At 66.3% G+C, this 26,030-nt stretch carries 26 protein-coding genes; 21 read left to right on the forward strand and 5 right to left on the reverse strand.

Annotated features, from left to right (window positions below; translation table 11 throughout):
- Positions 1 to 32: 32 nt before the first annotated feature.
- The gene (locus M2650_RS04280; protein ID WP_249471651.1) at positions 33 to 2,852 is read right to left on the reverse strand and encodes an autotransporter serine protease; all 2,820 of its coding nucleotides are present in this window, start codon (positions 2,850 to 2,852) and stop codon (positions 33 to 35) included.
- A 229-nt stretch (positions 2,853 to 3,081) separates the two neighbouring features.
- Here M2650_RS04280 and M2650_RS04285 point away from each other — a divergent pair, with 229 nt between their 5' ends.
- The 6 genes from M2650_RS04285 to M2650_RS04310 all read left to right on the forward strand — a co-directional run bounded on the left by M2650_RS04285 (position 3,082) and on the right by M2650_RS04310 (position 8,129).
- Positions 3,082 to 4,257, forward strand: coding sequence for a thiolase family protein (locus tag M2650_RS04285; protein WP_249471652.1), 1,176 nt, complete (start codon positions 3,082 to 3,084; stop codon positions 4,255 to 4,257).
- Positions 4,258 to 4,380: 123 nt separating this feature from the next.
- Positions 4,381 to 4,761, forward strand: coding sequence for a hypothetical protein (locus M2650_RS04290; protein ID WP_249471653.1), 381 nt, complete (start codon positions 4,381 to 4,383; stop codon positions 4,759 to 4,761).
- 126 nt (positions 4,762 to 4,887) lie between these two features.
- Complete coding sequence (locus M2650_RS04295) at positions 4,888 to 5,259, forward strand: hypothetical protein (protein WP_249471654.1); 372 nt, start codon at positions 4,888 to 4,890, stop codon at positions 5,257 to 5,259.
- Positions 5,260 to 5,427: 168 nt separating this feature from the next.
- Positions 5,428 to 7,035, forward strand: a complete 1,608-nt coding sequence (locus M2650_RS04300) for a carboxyl transferase domain-containing protein (RefSeq protein WP_249471656.1) — start codon at positions 5,428 to 5,430, stop codon at positions 7,033 to 7,035.
- A 207-nt stretch (positions 7,036 to 7,242) separates the two neighbouring features.
- Complete coding sequence (locus M2650_RS04305) at positions 7,243 to 7,773, forward strand: bactofilin family protein (RefSeq protein WP_249471657.1); 531 nt, start codon at positions 7,243 to 7,245, stop codon at positions 7,771 to 7,773.
- Positions 7,770 to 8,129, forward strand: coding sequence for a hypothetical protein (locus M2650_RS04310; RefSeq protein ID WP_249471659.1), 360 nt, complete (start codon positions 7,770 to 7,772; stop codon positions 8,127 to 8,129). Before M2650_RS04305 ends, M2650_RS04310 begins: the two co-directional genes overlap by 4 nt.
- Before the next feature lie 149 nt (positions 8,130 to 8,278).
- Here M2650_RS04310 and M2650_RS04315 read toward each other — a convergent pair whose 3' ends face one another.
- The 3 genes from M2650_RS04315 to M2650_RS04325 are packed head-to-tail and all read right to left on the reverse strand — an operon-like array spanning position 8,279 to position 10,673.
- Complete coding sequence (locus tag M2650_RS04315) at positions 8,279 to 8,533, reverse strand: DUF6587 family protein (RefSeq protein WP_249471663.1); 255 nt, start codon at positions 8,531 to 8,533, stop codon at positions 8,279 to 8,281.
- The gene (feoB, locus tag M2650_RS04320) at positions 8,530 to 10,413 is read right to left on the reverse strand and encodes a ferrous iron transporter B (protein WP_249471666.1); all 1,884 of its coding nucleotides are present in this window, start codon (positions 10,411 to 10,413) and stop codon (positions 8,530 to 8,532) included. Before feoB ends, M2650_RS04315 begins: the two co-directional genes overlap by 4 nt.
- Positions 10,410 to 10,673 carry a FeoA family protein gene (locus M2650_RS04325; RefSeq protein ID WP_249474200.1) on the reverse strand — a complete coding sequence of 88 codons (264 nt, stop codon included), beginning with the start codon at positions 10,671 to 10,673 and terminating at the stop codon, positions 10,410 to 10,412. Before M2650_RS04325 ends, feoB begins: the two co-directional genes overlap by 4 nt.
- A gap of 115 nt (positions 10,674 to 10,788) precedes the next feature.
- Here M2650_RS04325 and M2650_RS04330 point away from each other — a divergent pair, with 115 nt between their 5' ends.
- The 10 genes from M2650_RS04330 (at position 10,789) to yeiP (ending at position 20,653) form a co-directional block, all read left to right on the forward strand.
- Positions 10,789 to 11,580 (forward strand): enoyl-CoA hydratase-related protein, encoded by a 792-nt coding sequence (locus M2650_RS04330; RefSeq protein ID WP_249471668.1) that lies wholly within the window; start codon positions 10,789 to 10,791, stop codon positions 11,578 to 11,580.
- A gap of 3 nt (positions 11,581 to 11,583) precedes the next feature.
- The gene (locus tag M2650_RS04335; protein WP_249471669.1) at positions 11,584 to 11,967 is read left to right on the forward strand and encodes a VOC family protein; all 384 of its coding nucleotides are present in this window, start codon (positions 11,584 to 11,586) and stop codon (positions 11,965 to 11,967) included.
- A 65-nt stretch (positions 11,968 to 12,032) separates the two neighbouring features.
- On the forward strand, positions 12,033 to 12,443 hold the full coding sequence (locus tag M2650_RS04340) for an endonuclease domain-containing protein (protein WP_249471671.1): 411 nt from the start codon (positions 12,033 to 12,035) through the stop codon (positions 12,441 to 12,443).
- A gap of 4 nt (positions 12,444 to 12,447) precedes the next feature.
- Positions 12,448 to 14,457 carry an acetyl/propionyl/methylcrotonyl-CoA carboxylase subunit alpha gene (locus M2650_RS04345; RefSeq protein WP_249471673.1) on the forward strand — a complete coding sequence of 670 codons (2,010 nt, stop codon included), beginning with the start codon at positions 12,448 to 12,450 and terminating at the stop codon, positions 14,455 to 14,457.
- Positions 14,454 to 15,050: a hypothetical protein gene (locus M2650_RS04350; RefSeq protein WP_249471676.1), complete on the forward strand. Its 597-nt coding sequence runs from the start codon at positions 14,454 to 14,456 to the stop codon at positions 15,048 to 15,050. The genes M2650_RS04345 and M2650_RS04350 overlap by 4 nt, the downstream gene beginning before the upstream one ends.
- On the forward strand, positions 15,047 to 15,940 hold the full coding sequence (locus tag M2650_RS04355; protein ID WP_249471679.1) for a hydroxymethylglutaryl-CoA lyase: 894 nt from the start codon (positions 15,047 to 15,049) through the stop codon (positions 15,938 to 15,940). The genes M2650_RS04350 and M2650_RS04355 overlap by 4 nt, the downstream gene beginning before the upstream one ends.
- The gene (locus M2650_RS04360) at positions 15,937 to 18,507 is read left to right on the forward strand and encodes a sensor domain-containing protein (protein ID WP_249471681.1); all 2,571 of its coding nucleotides are present in this window, start codon (positions 15,937 to 15,939) and stop codon (positions 18,505 to 18,507) included. Before M2650_RS04355 ends, M2650_RS04360 begins: the two co-directional genes overlap by 4 nt.
- Positions 18,500 to 18,997 (forward strand): GNAT family N-acetyltransferase, encoded by a 498-nt coding sequence (locus M2650_RS04365; RefSeq protein WP_249471684.1) that lies wholly within the window; start codon positions 18,500 to 18,502, stop codon positions 18,995 to 18,997. The genes M2650_RS04360 and M2650_RS04365 overlap by 8 nt, the downstream gene beginning before the upstream one ends.
- 168 nt (positions 18,998 to 19,165) lie before the next feature.
- The gene (locus M2650_RS04370; RefSeq protein ID WP_249471686.1) at positions 19,166 to 19,936 is read left to right on the forward strand and encodes an SDR family NAD(P)-dependent oxidoreductase; all 771 of its coding nucleotides are present in this window, start codon (positions 19,166 to 19,168) and stop codon (positions 19,934 to 19,936) included.
- 150 nt (positions 19,937 to 20,086) lie between these two features.
- A complete protein-coding gene (gene yeiP / locus M2650_RS04375) occupies positions 20,087 to 20,653 on the forward strand; it encodes an elongation factor P-like protein YeiP (protein WP_249471689.1) in 567 nt (188 codons plus the stop codon).
- 214 nt (positions 20,654 to 20,867) lie between these two features.
- Here the strand turns inward: yeiP and M2650_RS04380 are convergent, their stop codons facing one another.
- The gene (locus tag M2650_RS04380) at positions 20,868 to 21,425 is read right to left on the reverse strand and encodes an NUDIX hydrolase (RefSeq protein WP_249471692.1); all 558 of its coding nucleotides are present in this window, start codon (positions 21,423 to 21,425) and stop codon (positions 20,868 to 20,870) included.
- A gap of 172 nt (positions 21,426 to 21,597) precedes the next feature.
- On the opposite strand from M2650_RS04380, the gene M2650_RS04385 reads away from it, so the two are divergent.
- The 5 genes from M2650_RS04385 (at position 21,598) to mtnC (ending at position 26,011) form a co-directional block, all read left to right on the forward strand.
- Complete coding sequence (locus M2650_RS04385; RefSeq protein ID WP_249471695.1) at positions 21,598 to 23,142, forward strand: amino acid permease; 1,545 nt, start codon at positions 21,598 to 21,600, stop codon at positions 23,140 to 23,142.
- Positions 23,143 to 23,230: 88 nt separating this feature from the next.
- Positions 23,231 to 23,611: a cupin domain-containing protein gene (locus M2650_RS04390; RefSeq protein WP_249471698.1), complete on the forward strand. Its 381-nt coding sequence runs from the start codon at positions 23,231 to 23,233 to the stop codon at positions 23,609 to 23,611.
- Positions 23,612 to 23,790: 179 nt separating this feature from the next.
- Positions 23,791 to 24,435, forward strand: coding sequence for a methylthioribulose 1-phosphate dehydratase (locus M2650_RS04395; protein ID WP_249471700.1), 645 nt, complete (start codon positions 23,791 to 23,793; stop codon positions 24,433 to 24,435).
- Positions 24,436 to 24,571: 136 nt separating this feature from the next.
- A complete protein-coding gene (locus tag M2650_RS04400; protein ID WP_249471702.1) occupies positions 24,572 to 25,129 on the forward strand; it encodes a 1,2-dihydroxy-3-keto-5-methylthiopentene dioxygenase in 558 nt (185 codons plus the stop codon).
- Positions 25,130 to 25,306: 177 nt separating this feature from the next.
- On the forward strand, positions 25,307 to 26,011 hold the full coding sequence (gene mtnC, locus M2650_RS04405; RefSeq protein ID WP_249471705.1) for an acireductone synthase: 705 nt from the start codon (positions 25,307 to 25,309) through the stop codon (positions 26,009 to 26,011).
- Positions 26,012 to 26,030 lie beyond the last annotated feature (19 nt).

Raw genomic sequence — 26,030 nt, forward strand, 5'->3', positions numbered from 1 at the left:
TCATTCCGCCCTGGCGCTGAAACGGTACGGCGTCAGAACCCGATCGCGTACTGCAGCGAAGCCTGGTTGTCCTCCAGGTTCGGCGCATAGCGGCGGCTGAAGTCCAAGCGCAGATTGGCGCGATCGGAGAAGCCCCAGTCCATGCCTACGCCGAACAGCCGGCTGCGATCGGCCAAGCCGATGCCGGCGAGCGTTTGCCACTGGTCCACGCCCACGAAACTGGCATCGAACGCGCCACCGTCCGCCGACAGGGTCTCCTGCCATTCGGCGCGCGCCTCCAGGCTGAGCCAGCCACCGGCCCACCGCCACCGCTTGTCCGCACGCAGGCCGGAAATAGCCTGCCAGCGTTCGCTTTCGTTGCCGCGGGTTTTCAGCCCGAAACCGTCCGCGCCGGATTCGCTGAAGCCTTCGTTGCGGATGCGCGCGAACTGGCTGCCCAGGTAAGGCGTGATGCGCGTGCCACCCATCCGCATGCGCCAGCCGGCTTCGAAATGCGTCACGTCGTAGTCACCGGAATACGCGGTGCTCGCACGCGCGTCGCGCCTGCCCAGCAGGATGCTGCGGTCGATCTTGCGGTCGAAGCGGCCGAAGCCGAGGCCGCCATGCAAGTACGCATGCTCGCCGATCAATCCTGCGTAGACCTGGCCCTCGTTCTGGCGGCTGCGGCTGCGGTCGTCGCGCTGATTCAACCAGCCGGTGCCTTGCGTCTGGCTGCCCGCCAGGCCAAGCACGCCATATTCGCCCAGGCGCATGTCGATGCCGGTCATCCGGCCGCTGAGGTCGTAATCGAAACCGCTGAAGCCGGCGCGCGACATGCCGCCGCCCTGGTCGAGGTTGTGCTGCCACATGCCTATCGACCGCGGCCGTTCGCCGAGCGCATCGAAGCGCGACGACAACGCATGCCGGCTCGCCTCCATGCCTTCGTACGTCATCGCATCGGCGGTGGCGTGCAATTCGCCGGAAAGACTCTGCAACGAGGCTTCGGCCGCCCGCATCGTCGGCGCGCGCTGGAAATCCGCGGCCGCGGCGATGAATCCGCCGTCGATCGCGCCGGCTCCGCCGTTCGCGATCTGCCTGTCGATCGCCTTCATCGCGTTTTCCACGCGCGCCGCCGACGCTGTCGATGCCGCGGTGTAGTTCAAGCCTTGCACCGCCGTGACGCTGACGCTGGTGATGTCCAGCCAAGCGGTGGTCGCGTCGTAGCCCGGCGTCGCATTCAAGAAAACGCCGGGGGCGACGGTCAGGTTGGCGAAGGTGCCGGTGACGCCGCCCGCGGTGGCGAGGACGGTTTCGCGGTCTTGGGTCACGTAACCGTCCTTGATGCCGAGCACGTGCAAGTCGCCGGCCAGGAAGGCTTGGCCGCCCACTTGCAACGCATTGCCCAGATCGACCGCCAATCGGCCGGTGGGGGACTGGCGGTAATCGCCGCCGACGTTCATGTCGGCCACGCCTTGCACGGTGACGGTGCCGTCGTTGTTGACATTGCCCAGGATGAAGCCCGAGCCGGCCAGGTTGCCCTGCGGACCGACGTGGAAGGTCGATTCCGAAACGGTGCCCGACACCCTCACGGTGCCGCCGAGCACGTCGGTCGTGCCCGAATAAGTGTTGTCGCCGGCCAGCACCAGCGTGCCGGTGCCGCGTTTGGTCAAGCCGCCGTCGCCGTGGATCGCGTTGCCCCAAGTCGAGGTGATGCCGTCGAACGCGACCTCGACATCGCCCCAGTCGAACTTGGAAGGCCCTTGGATCGACTTGCCCACATCGAGCAGACCGTAGCCGAACACCGCATCGGGCCCTGCCGCGCCGAGATCTTTCGCACCGCCCAGCAGCGTCTGCCTGACCAGGTCGTTGTCGAAATACGGAAACGCTTCCCACACCAGTGCCGCAGCGCCGGTGACCTGCGGCGCCGCCAGCGACGTGCCGAACCATTGCCAGTAGGTGGGGTTGCCGACCGTATCGTTGGCGCCGGTGACGATGACGCCGCCCGGCGCTACCAGGCAGTAATTCATCGCCACGCCGCAGGCGTTGGAACTCGGATCCAGCTGGGTCGGATTGGCGTTATTGAGCCAGCCCACCGCGAGCCAGCCCTTTTCGAGGGCAGCGGCGCCGGCGCCCCCCTGGCTGGGCAGCGAAGCGGTATCGCTGGGTTGCGGGTTGCCCTCGTTGCCGGTGGCGAATACGACCAGGCCGCCATGGTCGATCACGAACGGGGTGTAGGCCTGCACGAAGGCATCGGTGACCACGCTGCTGTTCCAATACAGGCCGCCCCAGGAATTATTGGTGACGCGCACGCCCGCATCGATCAGGTCGGCATTGACCATGCCGAGGAAATTCGGCGTGTCGTCGCCCGGCGGCACTTCGTTGCCCATGCCCGAGCCGTCGTCCGGCGGCGGGTTGTCGTTGATGATGCGCGCCGACACGATCTGCGCACCGGGTGCCATGCCGCCGGGCCACGCGCCTACCGCTTTGCCGGCGATGATCTGCGAGACCGCGGTGCCGTGCTCGGCCACGTCGTCGACGCTCAGGTCGTTGCTGGCCGGATCGACATAGACCAGGTTCTGGACGACCCGTCCCGCCAGCGCGGGATGGTTGCGATTGACGCCGCTATCGACGACGCCGATCACTACGCCGTCGCCGGTGAACCCGGCCACGTGCGCGGGCTCGGTATTGGTCAACGCGAGGTGCGCGTCGATCGCCGGTTCGGGCCGCGTCGTGGGCGGCGGTGGCGGCGGCGTGGGCCGCACGTTGCCGTCGCCGCCGCCTCCACCGCAACCCGCCTGGCTCAAAGCCAATGCCATAGCCACTGCGAAAGTCAGCGAGGATTTGCGGCAGCGCCGCCGGATCAGTTCATTCATCATCGTTCCCTGGCGATTCGAGTCTGAGATTGCGCTCGGCAGCCGCTCGCCACATTCGAGCAGCGGTTGTCGGTGTTTTAGTGCAGAAATGCGCGCCCGGCAATTCCGCGGGGCCGCTTTCGTGACTTGAACCCCTTTCCGGCAGCGTTATGACGCGGCGCAGCATCCGGACCGATAAAGCGCGATAATGGCGCTACTGGCTACATGCCGTTCATTCCCGGAGTTGTCCATGTCCGAAGTCGTCATCGTCGGCGCCAAGCGCACCGCCATCGGTTCTTTCCTAGGCCAGTTCACCGGCGTCGCCACGCCCGTCCTGGGCGCGGCCGCGATCACCGGTGCGCTCGAACACGCCGGCCTCGCCGCCGATCAGATCGACGAAGTGATCATGGGTTGCGTGCTGCCGGCAGGCCTGGGCCAGGCGCCCGCGCGCCAGGCCTCGCGCGCGGCGGGCATCCCCGACGCGACAGGCTGCACCACCATCAATAAGGTCTGCGGTTCGGGCATGAAAGCGATCATGCTGGGCCACGACCTGATCAAGGCCGGCAGCGCGTCGGTGATCGTCGCCGGCGGCATGGAGTCGATGACCAATGCGCCGCACCTGCTCAACAATTCGCGCACCGGCATCCGCTACGGCAGCGCCGAATTCCTGGACCATATGGCCTGGGACGGCCTGACCAATCCTTACGACGGCAAGGCGATGGGCGTATTCGGCGACATGGCCTGCGAGAAGTACGACTTCAGCCGCGAAGACCTCGACGCCTATTCGGCGGAAAGCGCCAAGCGCGCGCAGGCGGCGATCGGCAACGGCGCTTTCGCAGGCGAGATCGTGCCGGTGACGGTCAAGGGCAGGAAGGGCGAAACGGTCGTCGACAGCGACGAGGAACCGGGCAAGATCGACACCGCCAAGATCCCCGGCCTGCGCGCCGCCTTCGGCAAGGAAGGCCGCCTGACCGCGGCTTCGTCATCGAAAATATCCGACGGCGCGGCCGCCACCGTGCTGATGTCCGCGGACGAAGCCGGCAAGCGCGGCCTGAAACCGCTCGCGCGGATCGTGGCCCACGCCGGCCACGCGCAAGCGCCGGAATGGTTCACCACCGCGCCGGTGAAAGCGATTTCAAACGTGCTGCAGAAGGCGGGCTGGCAGGTCGGCGACGTCGACCTGTTCGAAATCAACGAAGCCTTCGCCTGCGTGGCGATGGCGCCCATGAAAGACCTGGGCATCCCACACCAGAAACTGAACGTAAACGGCGGCGCAGTGGCCCTGGGACACCCGATCGGCGCCAGCGGCGCCCGTCTGGTCGTGACCCTGATCCATGCGCTGAAAGCGCGCGGAGGCAAGCGTGGCGTGGCCTCGCTGTGCATCGGCGGCGGCGAAGCCACGGCCGTGGCCGTGGAGATTCTGTGAAAGGTTAAAAACGGATAACACAAAAAAAGCCGGTCAACCGCTTGACACGTCCGGTGGGCTTGTCATCATGTTATTGGCGCGCATCTGCGCGTTGCCTAAACTAAACGACGAGGAAATTCGATTATGTCCATGAACAAGGCTCTGCTCGCCCTGGCGATGGGTCTGGCCCTGGCCGCGTGCAGCAACCAGAAGCAGGCTGAAGAGTCGGCCGCTGACGCTGCCAACGCCGCGACCGAAGCCCAGCAGGCTGCCGACACCGCTGCCGCCGCTGGCGACACGATGGCCGCCGACGCCGCCCAGCAGTCGGCCGACGCCGCTGCCACCGCCGCCGACGCCGCTGCGACCTCGGCCGACGCCGCCGCCACCACCGCGACCACCGGTGCTGCCGACGCTGCTGCCGATACCGCTGCCAACGCCGCCGACGCCGCTGGCCAGGCTGCCGACGCTGCCAAGGACGCCGCCGAGACCGGCGCCGACGCTGCCAAGGAAGAAGAGAAGAAGTAATCGCTTCTTGTCTTGTTTGTCAGAAAAGCCGCCGGCCCTGCCGGCGGCTTTTTCTTTTACGAAGCCTGCGTTAGGCTGCGACCGTTGTTGCGACACCACCCTTTCCGCAATCGACCGGAGAAGCCCATGAACACCAAGCTCTACGTACTGCTCGCCGCTGGCGTCCTGGCCCTCTCGGCCTGCAAGAACGAAACCGCCACCGCCGAACAGCAAACGTCCGAAGCCGCCGCTGCCGCCGACCAGGCCGCCACCGAAGCGTCCGATGCCGCCAGCGCAGCAGGTACGGCCGTGGCCGAAGGCGCCGACGCTGCCGCTGCCGCCACCGGCGAAGCCGCTGCCGAAGCTACCCAGGCCGTAGACGCCGCCGCCGACAAGGCTGCCGCCGCCGCCAACGAAGCCACCGCCGACGCCGCGCAGGCCACCGCCGACGCCGCGAAGGACGTGGCCGACAAGGCGCAGCAGGCCGCTGACGAAGTCAAAGCCGAAGAAAAGAAGTAAGCCGTCCGATCGCCTCACCGAAAAGCCCCGCACCCGGGGCTTTTCGCTTTTGTGGGAGCGGCTTTAGCCGCGAGCTCTTTACGCAATCGGCTGAAAAGCTCGCGGCTAAAGCCGCACCCGCAAATCCGGCACAATGGCGACTTCGCTGCGTATTGCCGGACATCGGACATGCCCGTACTCGCGTCCCAACTCGACCCGCGTTCGCAGGAATTCCGCGACAACGCCGCCTACCACCGCGCCCTGGTCGACGAACTCGACGCGCGGCTTTCGGCCGCGGCCGCGGGCGGCGGCGAGAAGGCGCGCAACAAGCACACCGAGCGCGGCAAGCTGCTCGCGCGCGACCGCATCACCGCCCTGCTCGATCCGGGCTCGCCGTTCCTGGAACTGAGCGCGCTGGCCGCCGAAGGCATGTACGACGGCGCCGCGCCCGCTGCGGGCATCGTCACCGGCATCGGCCGCGTGCTCGGCCAGGAAGTCGTGGTCGTCGCCAACGACGCCACGGTCAAGGGCGGCACCTATTTTCCGATGACGGTGAAGAAGCATCTTCGAGCGCAGGAAATCGCGCGCGAGAACCGGCTGCCCTGCGTCTATCTGGTCGATTCCGGCGGCGCTTTCCTGCCGCTGCAGGACGAAGTGTTTCCGGACAAGGAGCACTTCGGCCGCATCTTCTACAACCAGGCGCGGCTCAGCGCCGAGAACATCCCGCAGATCGCGGTGGTGATGGGCAGTTGCACCGCCGGCGGCGCCTACGTGCCGGCCATGTGCGACGAGTCGATCATCGTCAAGGAACAAGGCACGATCTTCCTCGGCGGCCCGCCGCTGGTGAAAGCCGCCACCGGCGAAGTGGTCGATGCCGAATCGCTGGGCGGCGCCGACGTGCACACCAGCGTGTCCGGCGTGGCCGACCATTTCGCCGAGAACGACATGCATGCGTTGCAGATCGCGCGCGACATCGTCGGAACGCTCAACCGCGGCAAGAAAATGCCGGTCGAAACGCGGCCGGCGCTCGAGCCGGCGTTCGCGACCGAGGAACTGTACGGCATCGTGCCCAGGGACACGCGCCGTCCGTTCGACATCCGCGAGCTGATCGCGCGCATCGTCGACGGCAGCGAGTTCCAGGAATTCAAGGCGCGCTACGGCAAGACCCTGGTATGCGGCTTCGCGCACCTGCACGGCTATCCGGTGGGCATCGTCGCCAACAACGGCATCCTGTTCTCGGAAAGCGCGCTGAAGGGCGCGCACTTCATCGAACTGTGCAACCAGCGCGGCATCCCGCTGGTGTTCCTGCAGAACATCACCGGCTTCATGGTCGGCAGGAAATACGAGAACGCCGGCATCGCCAAAGACGGGGCGAAGATGGTCACCGCCGTAGCCTGTTCGTCCGTGCCGAAATTCACCGTAGTGATCGGCGGCAGCTTCGGCGCCGGCAACTACGCGATGTGCGGCCGCGCTTACGGCGGGCGCTTCCTGTGGATGTGGCCGAACGCGCGGATCAGCGTGATGGGCGGCGAGCAGGCCGCAGGCGTGCTCGCCACCGTCAAGCGCGACGGCATCGAGAGCGCGGGCAAGACCTGGAGCGCCGAAGAAGAAGCCGCGTTCAAGGCACCGATCCGCGAGCAGTACGAATCGCAGGGCAATCCGTACTACGCCACGGCGCGGTTATGGGACGACGGCGTGATCGACCCGGCCGATACGCGGCGCGTACTCGGCCTGGCGATCTCCGCTTCGATGAATGCGCCGATCGAACCGGCCAAATTCGGCGTATTCAGGATGTAGGCCCGCGCATAGGCCACGCTAATGGAAATTTAACGGCATTCAGCCCCGCTCAGATCGCGTGATGGCTTTTTAACAAGCCGGATCGAAACATCGCGCAAGTCATGGGTTTTGTGAGACTTATCGCAACCATCACGCAGAATTGACGTGTTAGTCTCCGGGTACGACGCCGTCGTCCCCTGCCCTGCAATCGATAAGAGGAACCGCCCCATGGCGATCTGGAAAGAACAGACCCCCGCGAAGAAAGACACTGCCAGCTTCCCGCTGGATCCGCCGCCCGCGCCGCTGCCGCCGCGCGAGAATGCGAGCAACGATTTCGCACCGGCGCCGACCCCGGCACCGAGTTTCAGCGCAGCGCCGGCGCCGGCCGCGCAGCCCGCCGGCAAGGAATCGCTGATCGCTTCCGATCTCACCATCGAAGGCAAGATCGAAGGCACCGGCCACGTACGCATCGCCGGCAAGTTCAAGGGCGACGTCAATGTGCAGGGCGACCTGACCATCGAGAACGGCGCCAAGCTCACCGGCGGCGTGCGCGCCAACAAGGTGACGATCGCCGGCGAACTCGAAGGCAATATCGAATCCGCAGCCGTCGTCGAATTGCAGGCCAGCGGCGTGCTGGTCGGCGATCTGAAGGCCGGCTCGCTCACCGTCGCCGCCGGTTCGCGCATGCGCGGCCAGGCCGACTTCGGTTGGAAGGACGACAAGGGCGGTAAGAAGTCGGAGAACGGCGCCGGCGCATGAGCACGCCGCGCCCGGGCACGGCAGGTTCCACGCGAACCTGCCCGCACTGCAAGACCAGGATCCTGGAAAGCGCCGCGGTATGCCCGGCGTGCAAGCACTATCTGCGCATCGATTCGGCTGCGTCGCCGCTGGCGCAGCCGCTGCCTTCGCCGCTGAAGGTCGAAGGCATCATCCGGCAGCCGGCCGACGGCGGCTCTTCGGAATATTCCGTGGTGGTGGTGGTGACCAACGAACGCGGCGAGGAAGTGTCGCGCCACGTCGTCGGCGTGGGCGCTTTGCATCCCAACGAGCAACGTACGTTTTCGTTGGCGGTGGAGATGTTCGCGCCAACCGGCGCCAAGGCGCGCCGGCACTGATCGGCTTTGTAGAGCGGGGGGCTTGCTCCGCTGCTCTTGAACCTCGAGGCGCGAATTTGTGGGAGCGGCTTCAGCCGCGAGCTCTTTCTTCCCGCTGGCACGAAATTAAGAGCTCGCGGCTGAAGCCGCTCCCACAAAAACTCCGCGGATCAAGGTCCACGTGACGCGCTGCCGCAGCTGTCGCATCCACCGCAAGCGCCCGCGCCTATGAGCGAAGCCGGCGGCGCTATCCAGCGACCCATCGCGCGCACCCAATCCGGCCTGCCCTCGCGCACCAGCGGCAGCGCGCAGGCCATGCGCAACCTGCGCGTCGCATTCGGAAACTGCTTCTTGGCGACGAAGGCCGCGCTGACCGCCACCGCCAGCCCGATCACCGCGTACTGCAGCAGCAGCGACGCGCTCATCCCGCCCCCAGCGCCACGGCGACCTGATAGGTGATCAGCGACGCCAGATAAGCCAGCGCGAACAGGTAACCCGCGCTGATCGCGACCTGCTTCCAAGAATTCGTCTCGCGCCGGATCGTCGCCAGCGTCGACAGGCATTGCGGCGCATAGATGAACCACACCAGCAGCGACAATGCCGTGGCCAGCGACCAACCGTCGGAGATCAACGGCGACAAGGCCTGCGCGGCCGCGTCGTCGTCCGCGGCCGACAACGCGTACACCGTAGCCAGCGACGACACCGCCACTTCGCGCGCCGCCATGCCCGGAATCAGCGCGATGCAGATCTGCCAGTTGAATCCGACCGGCGCGAAGATCGCCGTCATCGCATGGCCGATGCGCCCGGCGAAGCTGTAGTCGATCGCCGGACCGACCGCATCGGGAGGCGCCGCGGGGAACGACAGCAGGAACCACAGCAGCACCGTCAGCGCCAGGATGATGCCGCCCACGCGCTTTAGGAAGATCATCGCGCGCTCGTACAGCCCGATCAGCAGGTCGCGCGGATGCGGCAGGCGGTACGAAGGCAGCTCCAGCAGCAACGCATGCTCGCTCTTGTCGCGGCGCCATTTCTTCATCACCCACGACACCGCCAGCGCGCTGAGGATCCCGGCCATGTACAGCGCGAACAGCACCAGCCCCTGCAGGTTGAACACGCCCCACACCTGCTGCTGCGGAATGAAAGCGCCGATCAGCAGCGCATACACCGGCAGGCGCGCCGAGCACGTCATCAGCGGCGCGACCATGATCGTGGCCAGGCGGTCGCGCGGATCCTGGATCGACCGGGTGGCCATGATGCCGGGAATGGCGCAGGCGAAACTCGACAGCAGCGGGATGAACGAACGACCGGACAAGCCCGCGGCGGCCATCATCCTGTCGAGCAGGAACGCCGCGCGCGGCAAATAGCCCGATTCCTCCAGCGCGAGGATGAAGGCGAACAGGATCAGGATCTGCGGCAGGAACACGATCACGCCGCCGACGCCGGCGATGATGCCGTTCACCAGCAGGCTGTTGAGCGGCCCTTCCGGCAGCGTGGCGCCGACCCACTCGCCGAGCCAGGCGGTGCCGGCATCGATGCCGTCCATCATCGGCGTGGCCCAGGCGTACACCGCCTGGAAGATCAGGAACATCACCGCCGCCAGCGCCAGCAATCCGAACACCGGATGCAGCAGCCAGCGGTCGAGCGCATCGTCGATGCGCGCGGTGCGCCGCGGCATGGTCACCGCCAGCGACAGCAGGCGGCGCGTTTCGGCGTGCAGCGCGTCGGTTTCGACGGCGCCGTCGCGATCGTGCGCGGCCAGGCGTTTCTGCGGCGGCGGCGCGGCCGCATCCATGCGATCGAGCGCGGCCACCAGCGCGTTCGCGCCGCCGCTGCGCACGGCGACCGTTTCGATCACGGGCACGCCGAGTTCGCGCTGCAAGGCATCGACGTCGATGACGATGCCCCGCCGGCGCGCCGCGTCGGCCATGTTCAACGCCACGATCATCGGCTTGCCGATCTCGCGCAGCTCCAGCACGAAACGCAGGTGCAGGCGCAAGTTGGTGGCATCGACCACGCACACCAGCGCATCGGGCGCCGGTTCGCCGGGATAGAAGCCGCGGCAGACGTCGCGCGCGATCGCCTCGTCCAGGCTCGCCGGATGCAGGCTGTAGGCGCCGGGCAGATCCAGCACGGCGTAATGCCGGCCCGAGGGCGCGACCAGCCGGCCTTCCTTGCGTTCGACGGTGACGCCGGCGTAGTTCGCGACCTTTTGCCGGCTGCCGGTCAGCTGGTTGAACAGGGCGGTCTTGCCGCTGTTCGGATTGCCGACCAGGGCCAGGCGCATCGGAATGGCGGCGGCGTTCATGCCTGCCCCGCGCCTTGATCCGCGCCGTTGCTGCGCACGCGGACGCGGGCCGCTTCCTCGCGGCGTAGCGCGAAACGCGTGTAGCCGATTTGCACCAGCAACGGCTCGGCGCCGATCGGGCCGATCGCCATCACCTGCACCTGCTCGCCATCGACGAAACCCAGTTCGCGCAGGCGCCGCGCGATGGGGTCGTTCGGACCCCGATCCTCGACGGCTTCCACGGTGGCCAAAGTGCGTCGCGGCAGGTCGGAAAGCATCATGTTCATCGGCAAACAAGAATTGTTCTCATTCTAGCATCTGCCGGCGACGCCGGCGGCTGCCGGGGCGCAACGCTGCCTCCGGCTATCATGCAGGCCCGCCCCGCGAGCCCCACGGATGACGACCCCGCCGCTGCTGACCGAACGCGCTGGCCCGATCGCCCATCTGCGCCTGAACCGGCCGGAGCTGCACAACGCCTTCGATGCCGGCCTGATCGGCGAACTGACCCGGGCGCTGGAAACCGTGGCCGCCGACTCCGCCGTGCGCGTGGTGGTGCTGGAAGCCGCCGGCGCTTCGTTCTCCGCCGGCGCCGATCTGCATTGGATGCGCGGCATGGCCCAGGCCAGCCAGGCCGAGAACCGCGAAGACGCTCTCGCCCTCGCCCGCCTGATGCGAACCCTGGACGAACTTCCCAAGCCGACCATCGCCCGCGTGCACGGCGCGGCCTTCGGCGGCGGCGTGGGCCTCGTCGCCTGTTGCGATATCGCGATCGGCGTGCCCGAGGCCAGGTTCGGGCTGACCGAAAGCAAGCTTGGCCTGCTGCCGGCGGTGATCTCGCCCTACGTGATCGCCGCGATCAGTCCGCGCCAAGCACGGCGCTGGTTCGCCAGCGCCGAAACCTTCGGCGCGGACGTGGCGCTGCAGATGGGCCTGCTGCACTTGGTGGTTTCCGCCGACCAGCTCGACGCGGCCGTGCAACGGCAGGCGGAGTTGTTGCTGAAAGCCGGCCCGATCGCGGCGGCAAGCGCCAAGACCCTGGTGCGCGACGTCGCCCACAGCAACGACCGCGACGCATCGGATGCCGCCAACGCCGATCTGATCGCGCGCCTGCGCATCTCGCCGGAAGGTCAGGAAGGCATCGGCGCATTCCTGGAAAAACGTTCTCCCGCTTGGGCATCCAAGGAGTAGACCATGCTCGATCATGTCGGCCTTCCGGTTTCCGATTTCGAACGCTCGAAAGCGTTCTATGCCGCCGTGTTCGCGCCGCTCGGCTATAGCTTAGTGATGGAAGTGACCCCGGAGATGACCGGCGACGGTTCCAGCGCGGCAGGCTTCGGCAAAGGCAAACCGGATTTTTGGATCGGCACGCACGACAAGCAGGCGCGCACCCACGTCGCCGTCGCCGCCGCGGACCGCGCCGCCGTGCGCGCCTTCTACGAAGCCGCGATCGCCGCCGGCGCCAAAGACAACGGACCGCCCGGGCTGCGGCCGCATTATCACGAGAACTACTACGGCGCGTTCGTCCTTGATCCGGATGGCCACAACATCGAAGCGGTCTGTCACGCACCGGAATAAGGCTTGAAGCCCTCCCCTTCAAGGGGAGGGTTGGGTGGGGATGGTTTTAAACGCCGGAAAGCCGCATGGAGCCCGCATGGATGGTCAGACAAACAGAAAAATCCTCGGCGCCAAATTGCAGCGGCAACTACGCAACATGCCGACGGATGCGGAACGCCTTATGGCAACGACTACGCGCCAGACAGCTCGACAACGCGAAATTCAGACGCCAACACCCCTTTGATGACTACATACTCGACTTCGCTTGCCTCGAACGGACGATCGTTATCGAACTTGACGGAGGCCAGCACGCTGACGCTGCCGACTACGATGCCAAACGCACTGCCACGCTAGAAAAAGCAGGCTTTGTCGTACTCAGGTTCTGGAACAATGAAGTATTCGAAAATATGGATGGAGTGCTTGAAGTGATTTGGACGACATTGCGCGCGAGAGCAAAACCATCCCCACCCAACCCTCCCCTTGAAGGGGAGGGCTAAAAGCATGTTCGACAAGATCCTGATCGCCAACCGCGGCGAAATCGCCTGCCGCGTGATCCGCACCGCGCGCAAGCTCGGCATCCGCACCGTGGCGGTGTTCTCGGACGCCGATGCCGATGCGCAGCACGTGCGCCTGGCGGACGAGGCCTATCCGATCGGCGGACCGCGGCCGCAGGACAGCTACCTGCGCGGGGAAGCCATCATCGATGCGGCAAAACGCTCCGGCGCGCAGGCGATCCACCCAGGTTACGGCTTCCTCAGCGAAAACGCCGACTTCGCCGATGCGGTGGAAGCGGCCGGCATCGCCTTCATCGGCCCGAAAGCGGCATCGATGCGCAAGATGGGCAGCAAGGCCGGCGCCAAGGAACTGATGCAGGCGGCCGGGGTGCCGGTGGTGCCCGGCTACACCGGCGAAGACCAATCGCCACAGCTGCTCACGCGCGAAGCGGAACGGATCGGTTTTCCGCTGATGATCAAGGCCGCCCACGGCGGCGGCGGCAAGGGCATGCGCATCGTGCGCAGCGCCGAGGAGTTCCTGCCCAATCTGGAAAGCTGCCAGCGCGAAGCCAAGGGCGCGTTCGGCCGCGACCGGGTGCTGCTGGAACGCTACGTCGAACAGCCGCGCCACATCGAAATCCAGGTGTTCGGCGACAGCCACGGCAATGTCGTCCACCTCAACGAACGCGAATGCTCGGCGCAGCGTCGTTACCAGAAAGTGCTGGAGGAATCGCCCTCGCCCTTCCTCACCCCGCAGATGCGCGCGGCGATGGGCGCAGCGGCGGTGCTGGCTGCGCGCGCGATCGATTACGTCAACGCCGGCACGGTCGAATTCATCGTCGCGCCGGACGGCGGTTTCTATTTCATGGAAATCAATACCCGCCTGCAGGTCGAACATCCGGTGACCGAGCTCGTCACCGGCCTGGACCTGGTCGAATGGCAATTGCGCGTGGCTGCCGGCGATGCATTGCCGCTGGCGCAGGACGCAATCGCCCAACAGGGCCATGCGATCGAAGTCCGCCTGTACGCCGAGGATCCGGAAGCGGGCTTCCTGCCCGGCTCGGGCAAGCTGCAGCAGTTGCGTCTGCCGCCGCCGTCGGAGCATGTGCGCATCGATTCTGGCGTGATCGAAGGCGACACGGTGACCATCTTCTACGATCCGATGATCGCAAAACTGATCGTTTGGGACCAAGACCGCCCGCGCGCGCTGGCGCGGTTGCGCGAAGCCCTGGCGCAATGCCGCATCGCCGGCCCGAAATCCAATATCGAATTCCTGGAACAACTGGTGCGGCATCCGGCGATCGTCGGCGGCCATATCGACACCGGCTATCTCGACCGTCACCTGGACGAATTCATGCCGGCGCAGGACGCCGAGCCGCACCTGCTGCTGGCCGCGGCGGTCGCAACGCTGCTGCTGCAGGAAGCGGCGCAGCGCGAACAAGCGCGCGCCTCGTCCGAGCCCGATTCGCCTTGGGCCATCGCCGACGGTTGGCGCCTGGGCCACGCCGGCGGCCGCACCTTGGCCTTCATCCACCGCGGCCGACGCCTGCAGGTGGTCGGTCACGGCAGCGCCGGCGAGTACCGCATCGAACACGACGGCCGCACCGTGTCGGTCTCCGGCGCGCGCCTGACCGATGAGGGCCTGACCGAAAGCAGCCTCAGTGCGCGTTTTGATGAACAGGGGTGGCGTTTCCAAGTGACGGCGGGACCGGGGTCGCTCGACGTGCACGACGGTGCGCGCCGCTTGCGTCTGGAGCCCGTAGCCCTATATCGATACGAGCCGGCCGGCGCGGGCCGGGGCGACGACCGCATCGTGGCGCCCATGCCGGGGCGGGTGGTGCTGGTCAAGGTCGGTGCCGGCGATAGCGTGATCGAAGGCCAGGAGCTCTTGGTGATGGAAGCGATGAAGATGGAGTTGGCGTTGAAGTCGCCGCGTGACGGCGTGATCGCCGAACTGCGCGCCAACGCCGGCGATTTCGTCGAGGCCGATGCGGTGCTGGCGACGCTATCGACATGAACGCACGCATCCTGGCGGCCGCATCGCTTCCGCTTGCGCTGGGCGCCTGCGTGGCGTTCGAGCACCTGCCCGAAGTCGCGCTGGCCTGCGATCCCAGGCTCGAAGGCCGCTGGGCCCCGGACGGCATGGCCGCCAAGGATGCCGTCGTGATCGACCGCCAGTGCCAGGCTACGATCCCCGGCGGTTCGCAGGCCAGGGGCGCGGCCGAGCCGCTGCGTTTCAAGCTGCGCAGTTTCCAGCTCGACGGCCAGGGTTATCTGGTCTTCGAGAAAGGCGATATCGCACGCTTGACCGGCCTGGCCGAGGGCGCCCTGGCCGACAGCGATCTGCAGGCTCTCGACAAGCAGCGCTTTCTGATGCGTTACCGCATCGACGGCGAAACGCTGCAAGCGGCGATGGCCGACCAGGCCTACGCCAGCGACGCCATCGACGAAGGCATGCTGTCCGGCAAGGCATTGGCGGAGACCGTGTCGCTGGTCGAAACCGATGCCGACGGCATGCCTGGCCTGCTCGCTTCGCATCCCGAACTGTTCGTTTCCGAGGGGCGCGGCTGGGCGGAATTCCGCCGCCTGGGCGCGGGGCTCGCGCCGTGAGCCGGTCCGTGCGTATCGTCGAAGTCGGCCCGCGCGACGGGCTGCAGAACGAGAAGGCGATGATCGCCACCGCCGACAAGATCGAGCTCATCGATCGCCTGTCCGGCACCGGCCTGCGCACCATCGAGGCGACCAGCTTCGTCAGCCCGAAATGGATCCCGCAATTGGCCGACGCCGCCGAAGTCTTCGCCGGCATCCATCGCAAGCCCGGTATCGCTTATCCGGTGTTGGTGCCCAACGAACGTGGCTATGAACGCGCACGCGCGGTCGGCGCAGAGGAAATCGCGGTGTTCACCGCGGCATCGGAAGCCTTCAACCGCAAGAACATCAACGCCGGCATCGACGAATCCATCGAACGCTTCCGCCCGGTGCTCGAACGCGCCACGGACGACGGCGTGCGCGTGCGCGGCTACGTATCGACTGTGCTCGGCTGCCCTTACCAGGGCGAAGTGCCGGTGCCCGACGTGGTGCGCGTGGCGGCGAAGCTGCACGCGCTGGGCTGCTACGAAATATCGCTGGGCGACACTATCGGCGTGGGCACGCCGCAGAAAGCCCGCGCCATGCTGAAGGCCGTCGCCGCGGAAGTGCCGATGGCCGCGCTCGCCGTCCACTTCCACGACACTTACGGCCAGGCGCTGGCGAATATCCTCGCCTGCCTGGAAGAAGGCGTGGCCGTGGTCGACGCCGCCGTCGGCGGCACCGGCGGCTGCCCGTATGCGAAAGGCGCCAGCGGCAACGTCTCCAGCGAAGATGTGGTCTACATGCTGCACGGATTGGGCATCGAAACCGGCGTCGATCTCGACAAGCTCGCCGACACCGGGCGGTGGCTCTCTGCCCTGCTCGGCCGCGAGACCGGCAGCAAGGTCGGCAAGGCGCTGGCGGCCGCGTGAACGCCCACTCGCCGCCGGAGACCGATACCCTCGCGGCGACGCAAGCCACACTGCAGGCGCTCGAAAAGGCCGGCAACGACAAGCACCTGCCTGAAGCCACGCGCGCGCTGCTCGCGCAAGCGCACGGCGCCCTGCATGCGGCGATGGCCGAAGCCGAAGCGGCGCGCAAGCGCTACCGCACGCTGTTCGACGCGGTGCCCGACCCCACCAGCATCATCGCGCTCGACGGCACCGTGCTGGACTTGAACGCCGCTGGCATGGCCGCCTACCGCCGGCCGCGCGAAGACATCGTCGGCCGGCCGATCCACGTGCTCAATCCGGATTTGCCGCGCGACCACATGGATCCTGTGCTGGAAGCGCTGGACCAGGGCGAAAGCTACGTCATCGAAGTCACCAACATGCGCGCCGACGGCACCCGCTTCCCGGTGGAAGTGCATTCGGCCAACATCGAGTACGACGGCGCTCGCGCGCTGGTTGCGGTCGCGCGCGACCTGAGCAAGCGCTGGGAAACCGAATCCAAGTACCGCCTCCTTCTTGAATCGATCGACAAGGGCGTGATCCTGTTCCGCGCCGACGAGACCGGCGCGCATGTGGTCTCGGCCAACCCGGCCGCGCACCGCATCTTCGGCGTCGCGCCCGGCGAAAACCTGCAGCGCAGCTTCAAGCCCGCCGACTGGAAGGTGGTGGACGAGAACGGCAGGGAACTGACCCTGGAACAGCAGCCCACGATGCGCGCCATCCGCACCGGACAGATCATCGAGAGCACGGTGCTGGGCATGTTCCACATTCCGACGCGGCAGATGACCTGGATTTCGGTCACCCACGTTCCCGTGTTCTCCGCGGGCGGCTCTGCGCCCGACCAGGTCTTCGCGCTGTTCAGCGACGTCACCGCACTCAAGCGCGACAACGCGCTGTTCGACCGCACCCAGGCGCTGGCGCACGTCGGCGGCTGGGAATGGGACCGCGTCAACCAGCAGCTCTACCTCACCGGCGAAGTGCGCCGCATCCTCGGCCATGCGCATGCGCCCGAGACGATGATGGAACTGCTCGACTGCCTGCGCCCGCACCACCGGCCGGCACTGCAGGCGGCACTCAACCGTTTGGTCGATGTAAACGCCGGCTTCGACCTGGAACTTCAAGGCCTGCGCGAAAATGGGCATGCATTCTGGATCCGCATGATCGGCGAGGCCGAGGCCGGCAACCCCAGCGCCACCCGCCTCAGCGGCACCATCCAGGACATCACCCAGCGCAAGCAGGCCGAAGACGTGCTGCGCGTGCAAGCGCGCACGGACCCGCTGACCGGGCTGATGAACCGCGACGCGATCCTGGGCGAACTCTCCGCCATGCTCGCCACGCCCGGCCAGGACAGCATCGCGGTGCTGTACGTCGATCTGGACCGCTTCAAGACGGTCAACGACGTGCTGGGCCACGCCGCCGGCGACGAGTTGCTGGTCACGGCCGCGCAGCGGATCGTCGGGGCGGCCGGGCATGAAGGCCTGATCGCGCGCTTCGGCGGCGACGAATTCCTGATCGTCTGCACCACCGGCGACGACCCCTTGCGCCCGGAACGCCTCGCCAATTCGTTGCTGGCCGCATTCGGCGACGTATTCCGCTTCGGCGACGACGAATTCACCATCACCGCCAGCATCGGCATCGCCTATGCGCCCGAGGACGGCAACCGTCCGCAGCAGCTGATCCAGAACGCCGACGTGGCGATGTACGACAGCAAGCGCCGCGTGCGCAACGGCTGGCAGGCGTTCACGCCGGAATTGGCGCAGCGCCAGCAGGACCGCCTGCAGATCGAGACGCACCTGCGCCGCGCCGCCGACAACGACGAGTTCCATCTGGTCTACCAGCCGCAGGTCGACTTGCGCCACGGCCGGGTGATCGCCGCCGAGGCGCTGATCCGCTGGGAAAACCACCAGCTCGGCGAGATGCGGCCGGACCTGTTCATCGGCCATGCCGAAACCACCGGCGACATCGTCCGCATCGGCGGCTGGGTGCTGCGCGAGGCTTGCCGGCAGATCGACCAGTGGCGCAAGCAGGGCTACGGCATCGTTCGCGTGGCGATCAACGTGTCCTATCGCCAGTTCCTGGCCGAGGACCTCGCCGCGAGCGTGCGCGACGCGCTGTCGGAATTCGACCTGCCCGGCGCCGCGCTCGAACTGGAATTCACCGAGCGCGTGCTGATCGAGGACGCTCCGGATACGGTCAAGACCTTCATGGAACTGCGCGAGCTAGGCGTGATGCTGACCATCGACGACTTCGGCGAAGGCTACAGCGCGCTCAACTACGTGCGCCGGTTGCCGATCCACGGCCTCAAGCTGAGCCAGCTGTTCGTGCAGGGCGTGCCGGAGAACCAATCCGACGTCGCCGTGTGCCGCGCGGTGGCGGCGATCGCGCGCAGCCTGGGCTTGGGATTGGTGGCCGAGGGCGTAGAATCCGAAGCGCAGCGCCAGTTCCTGATGCAGCTCGGCGTGCCGGTCGGACAGGGCTTCCTGTTCGCGCCGGGCCTGGCGCCCGACGAATTCGTGCATCGCCTCGACCGCAACCTTGCCCATGCCTGAAACGATCGCCGCATTTTCCATCCGTGCCATCGAACCGCGCGACGACGCCGCCGTCGCCCGCATAATCCGCGCCGTGATGCCCGAATTCGGCGCTTGCGGCACCGGCTTCGCCATCAACGACCCGGAAGTGGATTGGATGAGCCGCGCCTACGACGGCCCGCGCTGCGCGTATTTCGTCGTCGAACGCGACGGCAATGTCGAAGGCGGCGGAGGGGTCGCGCCGCTGGAAGGCGGCGATGCCGACACCTGCGAACTGCGCAAGATGTATTTCCTGCCCACGCTTCGCGGCCTAGGCGCCGGCGCAGAACTGATGTCGCGCTGTCTGGACGTGGCCCGCCGGATCGGTTTCAAGCATTGCTACCTGGAAACGCTGACCGGCATGGATTCGGCCATGAAGCTCTACGAGCGCACCGGGTTTCGCCGCATCGACGGCCCTCGCGGCGCCACCGGCCACGGCGGCTGCAACACCTTCTACCTCCTCGATTTGTAGGCTCGCCCTTGTGGGAGCGGCTTCAGCCGCGAGCTTTTATCGAGGGCGATGGTCTGCCCGCAAAAGCTCGCGGCTAAAGTCGCTCCCACAAAAAGCAGGCTCTGAATCCGCTTCTTCCGGACAGAAGCTAACGGGTAAAATGGCGGTTTCCGCCCGCCAGGAACCCCCATGCAACTCGACACCACCCGCGCCCTCATCACCGGCGGCGTCTCCGGCCTGGGCCTGGCCGTGGCCCGCCATCTGGTCGCCCACGGCGGCAAGGTCGCGCTGTTCGACGTCAACGACGATAAGGGCGCCGCTGCGGTCGCCGAGCTGGGCCAAGCCAAGGCGCGCTACTTCCGCACCGACGTCACCGACGAGGCCGGCGTGGTCGCGAACGTCGCGGCTGCGAACGAATTCCTCGGCGGTCTGAACGCGGTGATCAACTGCGCGGGCATCCTCGGCGCCGGTCGTGTGCTGGGCAAGGAAGGCGCGATGCCGCTGAAGAATTTCGCCGGCACCGTGATGGTCAACCTGGTCGGCAGCTTCAACGTCGCCAAAGCCGCCGCCGCGCTGATGCAGCACAACGCCGCCGGCGACGACGGCGAGCGCGGCGTGATCGTCAACACCGCCTCGGTGGCCGCCTACGAAGGCCAGATCGGCCAGGCCGCGTACTCCGCCTCCAAGGGCGGCGTGGTCGGCATGACCTTGCCGATGGCGCGCGAACTGTCGCGCTTCGGCATCCGCGTGATGACCGTGGCGCCGGGCATCTTCTGGACGCCGATGGTCGACGGCATGCCGCCGGAAGTGCAGCAGTCGCTGGGCGCTTCGATTCCGTTCCCGTCGCGCTTGGGCAAGCCGGAAGAGTTCGCCGACCTGGTCGCGTACATCCTGCAGAATCGTTATTTGAACGGCGAAACGATTCGTTTGGATGGCGCGGTCCGTTTGGCGCCGAAATAACAAACTCCTTCGTCCGTCATCCCGGCGAAAGCCGGGATCCAGCGCCTTTGCCGTCGATGCCGTTCCAGCTCGAACCAAGAGCACTGGATCCCGGCTTTCGCCGGGATGACGAGTAAAAAACGACTTCCCACTTCTCGTGAAATAAAGAACATGAAAGCCTACGACGTCAAGAAAGGAAACGTAGTCGAACACAACGGCACCGTGTACCAGGTGCGCGACATCGAACGCAGCTCGCCGCAGGGCCGCGGCGGCAACGTCAAGTTCCGCTTCACGATGTACAGCGTGCCCGGCGGCAGCAAATACGATCTCAGCCTCGGCGCCGAGGACGAGTTGAAGGAAGTCGAACTGTCGCGCCGCCAGGCGACGTTCTCGTACAAGGACGGCGGTGCGTTCGTGTTCCTGGACGACGAGGACTACACGCCCTACACGCTCGACGCCGACGTGGTCGGCGACGGCGCCGGTTATATCAGCGAGGGCCTGTCCGGCTGCTACGTGCAGATCATCGACGACCAGCCGGTAGCGCTGCAGCTGCCGACCAGCGTGACGCTGGAAGTGACCGACACGCCGCCCGAGCTCAAGGGCGGCACCGCCACCAAGCGGCCGAAACCGGCCACGCTGTCGACCGGCATCGAGATCCAGGTGCCGGAGTACGTCAAGGTCGGCGAGCGCGTGCTGGTGAACACCACGACCGGCGAATTCGCCGGCCGTGCGGACTAAGTCGCCACTCTTGCTTATGTAGAGCGGGACTTGCCCCACTGCTCTTCGCCTAAACCTTGTAGAGCCGAGCTTGCTCCGCTGCCTTTCTTGTAGGAGCGGCTTCAGCCGCGAGCTCTTGATCTCGTATTTCCAACGCTGGAAAAGCTCGCGGCTGAAGCCGCTCCTACAGAGAGCGGAAAGCAGCCAGGCAAGCCCCGCTCTACAAGCGCATGGGTTATCGCGCCAGCCACTTGCGCGCCATGCGGTGCAGCGATGCGTCCAGCGACGCGTCCTGCAGCAGCGAGGCGATCTCGCGCCAAGCCAACGCGTGCGACTCGTCGCTGACCGTGAACGCTTCGTCCGCGCCGGCGCGCACCACGTAGCGAACGTCGTAATGCCAATGCCCGGGCACGTCCTTGCGCTCGGGAATCCAATGCCGGTCAAGATCGAAGATGTCCGGCTCGACCGACAAGCCGGTCAGTCCGGACTCCTCCTCGGCTTCCTTCAAAGCCACCTGCCTCAGGTCGGCGTCTCCGTCGGCATGGCCGCCGAGTTGCAACCAGCGGTCCAGCTTTCGGTGATGGGTCAGCAGGATCCGTTCGCCGTCGGCGCTGACCAGCCAGGCCGCGCCGGTGAAATGGCCGGCGAGGCGCTCGCGCACGAACGGGTTTTCGGCATCGCCGAGCAGCTGCAGGAAGTCGTCGACGCTGTCCGCCTCGTCCGGCGCACGCTGTCGGTACTCGGCCAGCGCCGCATGTAAAAGTCCCTGTTCAGTCGTCCCGTCATTACTCATGCTGCACTGCCGCATATCCGGATTGTCCCGTCCAAGCGGCCATTATCCAGCCCCGGCCCCACTCATGGCGCTTGTGCCGCGGGCGGCGCGCCGGTTAATGTCCCGCAGTTCCGGGCGGCCTGCCGCCGGGCTCACTTACCCGCCGTCTTCGAAATTTTTTGGGGAGAACGCAATGCTTTTTTGGCGCGTCAAGCCGCTCGATCAGATCCTCGCTACAGCCGAAAAGAAATCGCTCAAACGCCAGCTGGGCGCCTTCCAACTGACCATGCTGGGCATCGGCGCGATCATCGGCACCGGTATCTTCGTCTTGACCGCCGAAGCGGGCCAGAAAGCCGGCCCCGCGATGATGTTGGCCTTCGTGATCGCAGCGGTGGTCTGCGGACTCGCCGCGCTGGCTTATGCCGAACTGGCCTCGATGGTGCCGGTGTCCGGCTCCGCCTACACCTACACCTACGGCGTGCTCGGCGAAGGCCTGGCTTGGGCCGTCGGTTGGGCGCTGGTGCTCGAATATGCGGTCGCAGCCTGCGCTGTCTCGGTCGGCTGGTCCGGCTACATGAACGGGCTGCTGATCAGCATCGGTTATCCCTTGCCTGAATTCCTCCGCACCGGCCCCAGAGACGGCGGCACCTTCAACCTGCTCGCGTTCTGCATCGCATTGCTGGTGACGATATTGCTGGTGCTCGGCACCTCCAAGTCGGCCAAGGTCAATGCCGTGCTGGTGCTGATCAAGGTCGCGGCGCTCACCGCATTCATCATCATCGCCGTCCCCGCCGCGCAGGATCCGAACTTCGAGCCCTTCTTCCCGACCGGCTGGGGCAGCCCGCTCGGCGGCATCGGCGTGCTCGGTGCGGCGGCGTCGATCTTCTTCGCCTACGTCGGCTTCGACGCGGTCTCGACCGCCGCGGAAGAAACCAAGAACCCGAACCGCAACATCCCGATCGGCCTGATCGCCTCGCTCGGCGTCTGCACCATTTTCTACCTGCTGGTGGGCTATGGCGCCGTCGGCTCGATCGGTTCGCAGCCGATGCTCGATGCCAACGGCATGGCCTTCCATCCCGGCAGTCCGGAACTGGCTGCGGCCTGCAAAGGCAGCGAAGCGCTGGTCTGCAGCAAGGAGCCGCTGGCGCACGTGCTGCGCATGCTCGGTTTCGCCAGCTGGGGCAACATGATCGGCCTGGCTGCCGCGCTGGCACTGCCTTCGGTCATCCTGATGATGATCTACGGCCAGACCCGCATCTTCTTCACCATGTCGCGCGACGGCCTGCTGCCGGCCGTGCTGTCGAAGGTGCATCCGCGCTTCCACACGCCGTACGTGGTGACCATTATCACCGGCCTGTTCGTCGCCGGCTTCGCCGCCTGGTTCCCGGTCGGCGTGCTCGCCGACATCTCCAACTCGGGCACGCTGTTCGCGTTCGTGATGGTGGCGTTCGCGGTGATGGTCCTGCGCAAGCAGCAGCCCGACCGCCCGCGTCCGTTCCGCACGCCGATGGTATGGCTGGTCTGCCCGCTGGCGATCGCCGGCTGCCTGCTGCTGTTCCTCAACCTGTCGATGTACACGCTGAGCCTGTTCTTCGGCTGGGCGGTGATCGGCATGATCGTTTACGCCTTGTACGGCTACCGCAAGAGCGATCTGGCCCCGGGCCGTTCGCCGCCGGCCGACAAGCCCGTGCTCGAGCCGCACCCGACCTTCCACGAAGGTCCGGATCCGGGCCCGTAAGCGTCTCAAGCGATACCGAAACGGCGCGGGCAACCGCGCCGTTTTCTTTTGCGGCACACTCTTCGCAGCCCACGCCTCGGACAACGCCATGCCGCAACCCATTTCCCCCGCCGCCGAGGCCGAACGCCTGGACGAATACTGGTCCCCACGCGTGCTGGCCGAAGTCGACGACGCCTATATCAAGGTCGCCAAGGTCAAGGGCACGCTGGCCTGGCATGCGCATGCCGACGAGGACGAATTGTTCTACGTGCTCTCCGGGCGGTTGAAGATCGAGTTGGAAGGCGACGAGTCGGTGGAGCTCGGCCCGGGCGAAATGTATGTCGTGCCCAAGGGGGTGCGCCATAACCCGGTAGCGGATGAGGAATGCCGCTTGTTGCTGATCGAGCGCAAGACCACGCTGCATACCGGCGATGTGGTCACCGAGATGACGCGAAGCATCGCCGAACAGCTCGGTGCTTCCCCACCCTGAAAACTCCCCTTTGAAAAAGGGCGGGGGTTGGGGGGATTTGCTCTTCGCTGTTCACCGCGCGCTGCGGAAGGCAAGATCAAAAGCAAATTTCCCCCTGTATCCCCTTTTTCAAAGGGGGGAAAGCAAATCCCCCAACTGCCTTTTTCAAAGAGGAAGAAAGCCGCGGTAAACTGCCCGCCATGAGCGACGCCCTGCCCTACGACACTCACCGCCTGCGCGAGCTGGCCGGCGAGATCATCGTCAACGTGCGCGAACTGTCCGCGCTGGGCTGGACGCCGGCGACCAGCAGCAATTTCTCGCGCCGGCTGGACGAGCGCCATGCCGCGATCACCGTATCCGGACGCGACAAGGGCCGGCTGACCGAGGCCGACATCATGGTCGTGGACTGGGACGGCCAGGCCGCCGGCAGCGACCACCGCCCGTCCGCCGAAACCCTGCTGCATACCCAGCTCTATCGCCGCTTCCCGGAAATCGGCTGCGTACTGCATACGCATTCGCCCACCCAGACCATCGCCTCGCGCCTGTACGCGGGCGCGGGCCACGTGCACCTGGAAGGCTACGAGCTGCTGAAGGCGTTCGCCGGCAACACCACGCATGAAGTGGCCATCGACGTGCCGGTGTTCCCCAACACCCAGGACATGCCGACCCTCGCCGCCCAGGTCGATGCCCTGCTCGACAAGCAGTGCATGTGGGGCTATCTGATCGACGGCCACGGCCTCTACGCCTGGGGCGGCGACATGGCCGAGGCCCGCCGCCACTTGGAAGCCTTCGAATTCCTGCTGGGCTGCGAGCTGGAATTGCGCAAACTCGCCCCCAGACACTGAGTAGGTCGGGGCTACGCCCCGACGCCGCTCGATTGCGAGAGACGCCGCTCGTGGGAGAAGAGCCGTCGGGGGCATGCCCCGACCTACATGCCCATCCTGTTAATCTTGATAACCCGCACTCATACCCCACACCGCCATGAGCCGACTCCGCATTTTCGCCGACGACGCCCCCGACACCCCGCAGTTCAGCAGCAGCGATGGCGGCGACATCGCGCGCGAGCTGCAGAAGATCGGCGTGACCTTCGAGCGTTGGCAGGCCGCGCAGCCGATCCAGCCCGGCGCCACGCCCGAAGAAGTGATGGCCGCATACAAGACCGACATCGACCGGCTGGTGAAGCAGCACGGCTTCAAGACGGTCGACGTGGTCAGCATCGCGCCGGACAACCCCAACCGTGCCGAGATGCGCAAGAAATTCCTCGACGAACACTTCCACAAGGAAGACGAAGTGCGCTTCTTCGTCGCCGGCTCCGGCCTGTTCACGTTGCACGTGGGCGGCAAGGTGTACGAGATCGAATGCGTCAAGGACGACCTGATCGCCGTGCCGGACGGCACCACGCACTGGTTCGACATGGGGCCGGAACCGAGCTTCGTCGCGATCCGCTTCTTCACCGAGCCGGACGGATGGGTGGGCCATTTCACCGGCACCGATATCGCTCAGAAATTTCCGCGTTACGAAAAGGGTGGAGCCCGATAGGCGTTAGCTTTAAGCCGTCATTCCCGCGAAGGCGAGACTGCGAAGGCCGAAGGCCGTAGCGAACATCTGCGTCAGCAGATGGCCCGGAGGGCGAGCGAAGCGGGTAATCCAGTGACTTTGCCGTTCCACGATAAAAATCAAAATGGGTCCCAGCTTGCGCTGGGATGACGAGCGAAAATGACCAAGCCCCTGATCCTCACCGACATCGAAGGCACCACCAGCAGCATCTCCTTCGTCAAGGACGTGCTGTTTCCGTATGCCCGCGACGCGCTGCCGGACTTCGTCCGCGATCATCACGACGATCCCGACGTGCGTCGTTGGCTCGACGCCGTGGCCATCGAAAACGGCGGCATCTGCACCGACGAAGTCATCGTCGAAACGCTACAGGGCTGGATCGACCAGGACCGCAAGCACACCGCGCTGAAGGCCCTGCAGGGCATGATCTGGCAGGACGGCTACCTCAGCGCCGATTTCGTCGCACCGGTGTATCCGGACGCGGCGCGCATGCTCAAGCGTTGGCATGGCGACGGGCATGCGCTGGCGGTGTATTCGTCCGGTTCCGTGGCGGCGCAAAAGCTGCTGTTCGGCCATACCGACGCCGGCGACTTCCTGCCGTTGTTCTCGGCCTTCTTCGACACCGAAGTCGGGCACAAGCGCGATGCCGCCAGCTACCGCAACATCGCCCAGCGCCTGGACCGCGCGCCCGGCGAGATCGTTTTCCTGTCCGACGTGGTGGAAGAACTGGATGCCGCACGCGAAGCGGGCCTGCGCACGGTGCTGATCGACCGTCGCGAAGATTATCCGCAACCGCGCACCGGCGAGGCTGCCCACGGCCATCCGCGCGCCGAGGACTTCTCGGGCGTCCGCCCGGATCCGGCGTGAGAAGGCGGGCGCGCCGGTA

Source organism: Luteimonas galliterrae (genome assembly GCF_023374055.1).
In the GTDB taxonomy this organism is placed as follows: domain Bacteria; phylum Pseudomonadota; class Gammaproteobacteria; order Xanthomonadales; family Xanthomonadaceae; genus Luteimonas_C; species Luteimonas_C galliterrae.

Coding starts and splice junctions, on each gene's coding strand:
- M2650_RS04280 (WP_249471651.1), bottom strand. CDS start 2,852: ATGAATGAACTGATCCGGCGGCGCTGCCGCAAATCCTCGCTGACTTTC.
- M2650_RS04285 (WP_249471652.1), top strand. CDS start 3,082: ATGTCCGAAGTCGTCATCGTCGGCGCCAAGCGCACCGCCATCGGTTCT.
- M2650_RS04290 (WP_249471653.1), top strand. CDS start 4,381: ATGTCCATGAACAAGGCTCTGCTCGCCCTGGCGATGGGTCTGGCCCTG.
- M2650_RS04295 (WP_249471654.1), top strand. CDS start 4,888: ATGAACACCAAGCTCTACGTACTGCTCGCCGCTGGCGTCCTGGCCCTC.
- M2650_RS04300 (WP_249471656.1), top strand. CDS start 5,428: ATGCCCGTACTCGCGTCCCAACTCGACCCGCGTTCGCAGGAATTCCGC.
- M2650_RS04305 (WP_249471657.1), top strand. CDS start 7,243: ATGGCGATCTGGAAAGAACAGACCCCCGCGAAGAAAGACACTGCCAGC.
- M2650_RS04310 (WP_249471659.1), top strand. CDS start 7,770: ATGAGCACGCCGCGCCCGGGCACGGCAGGTTCCACGCGAACCTGCCCG.
- M2650_RS04315 (WP_249471663.1), bottom strand. CDS start 8,533: ATGAGCGCGTCGCTGCTGCTGCAGTACGCGGTGATCGGGCTGGCGGTG.
- feoB (WP_249471666.1), bottom strand. CDS start 10,413: ATGAACGCCGCCGCCATTCCGATGCGCCTGGCCCTGGTCGGCAATCCG.
- M2650_RS04325 (WP_249474200.1), bottom strand. CDS start 10,673: ATGATGCTTTCCGACCTGCCGCGACGCACTTTGGCCACCGTGGAAGCC.
- M2650_RS04330 (WP_249471668.1), top strand. CDS start 10,789: ATGACGACCCCGCCGCTGCTGACCGAACGCGCTGGCCCGATCGCCCAT.
- M2650_RS04335 (WP_249471669.1), top strand. CDS start 11,584: ATGCTCGATCATGTCGGCCTTCCGGTTTCCGATTTCGAACGCTCGAAA.
- M2650_RS04340 (WP_249471671.1), top strand. CDS start 12,033: ATGGAGCCCGCATGGATGGTCAGACAAACAGAAAAATCCTCGGCGCCA.
- M2650_RS04345 (WP_249471673.1), top strand. CDS start 12,448: ATGTTCGACAAGATCCTGATCGCCAACCGCGGCGAAATCGCCTGCCGC.
- M2650_RS04350 (WP_249471676.1), top strand. CDS start 14,454: ATGAACGCACGCATCCTGGCGGCCGCATCGCTTCCGCTTGCGCTGGGC.
- M2650_RS04365 (WP_249471684.1), top strand. CDS start 18,500: ATGCCTGAAACGATCGCCGCATTTTCCATCCGTGCCATCGAACCGCGC.
- M2650_RS04370 (WP_249471686.1), top strand. CDS start 19,166: ATGCAACTCGACACCACCCGCGCCCTCATCACCGGCGGCGTCTCCGGC.
- yeiP (WP_249471689.1), top strand. CDS start 20,087: ATGAAAGCCTACGACGTCAAGAAAGGAAACGTAGTCGAACACAACGGC.
- M2650_RS04380 (WP_249471692.1), bottom strand. CDS start 21,425: ATGAGTAATGACGGGACGACTGAACAGGGACTTTTACATGCGGCGCTG.
- M2650_RS04385 (WP_249471695.1), top strand. CDS start 21,598: ATGCTTTTTTGGCGCGTCAAGCCGCTCGATCAGATCCTCGCTACAGCC.
- M2650_RS04390 (WP_249471698.1), top strand. CDS start 23,231: ATGCCGCAACCCATTTCCCCCGCCGCCGAGGCCGAACGCCTGGACGAA.
- M2650_RS04395 (WP_249471700.1), top strand. CDS start 23,791: ATGAGCGACGCCCTGCCCTACGACACTCACCGCCTGCGCGAGCTGGCC.
- M2650_RS04400 (WP_249471702.1), top strand. CDS start 24,572: ATGAGCCGACTCCGCATTTTCGCCGACGACGCCCCCGACACCCCGCAG.
- mtnC (WP_249471705.1), top strand. CDS start 25,307: ATGACCAAGCCCCTGATCCTCACCGACATCGAAGGCACCACCAGCAGC.